Genomic DNA, 608 nt, shown 5'->3' with positions numbered 1-608 from the left:
CGCCATCCCCGACCTCGCCCCCCTGGGCCGCGCCGCCCTCGACGCCGGGCTGGCCGGGCTGGCCCCCATCCAGCGCCTGGCCCAGCAGATGGGCCTGCAGGCCCAGCTCTCGGCCTGGCTCGAGCGCCTGGAGCCCTCGCGCGACCCCGAAGCCTGGGCCCGCACCCTCATCGACTCCCTCCCCGAGGTGCGGGCCGGGCCGCGCCGCGACCTGCTGCTCGAGCGCGCCAAGGAGGCGGGGCGCATCGCCTACGGCCCCGACTTCCGCCGCTGGTGGGCCGCGCTGCTCACCGAGACCTACGAGCCCGTGCGCCCGCCGGGCGGCGTCCCCCTGCTCACCCCGACCCTGGCCTCCGGGGTGCGCTTCGCCAAGCTCTACCTGACCTACGCCGTCGAGGGGGCCTACGGCGCGGGCGAGCGCGAGGACTACTTCATCCCCGAGGAGGAGCGGCTGGCGCTGGAGGCCCTCTACGCCCGCGCCGGCCTGCCCCGGCGCTTCCTGGGCCGCGACCCCCTGATCCTGCGCGAGCTCGCCACCCGCGCCCCCTGTGTGACCATCACCTACCCCGAGGCCGACCAGAGCGGCCCCCTCGAGCCCGAGCCCGTCC

1 pseudogene is annotated in these 608 nt (G+C 77.5%); it reads left to right on the top strand.

What is annotated here, in order from left to right:
- A pseudogene (locus tag Mterra_RS21640) lies at positions 1 to 608 on the top strand (ATP-dependent nuclease subunit B); the annotation flags it as partial.

It is taken from the genome of Calidithermus terrae (assembly GCF_003574345.1).
Lineage (GTDB): Bacteria > Deinococcota > Deinococci > Deinococcales > Thermaceae > Calidithermus > Calidithermus chliarophilus.
Note: the sequence above shows the minus strand (reverse complement) of the source record. Positions and strands in the feature narration are given on the sequence as shown.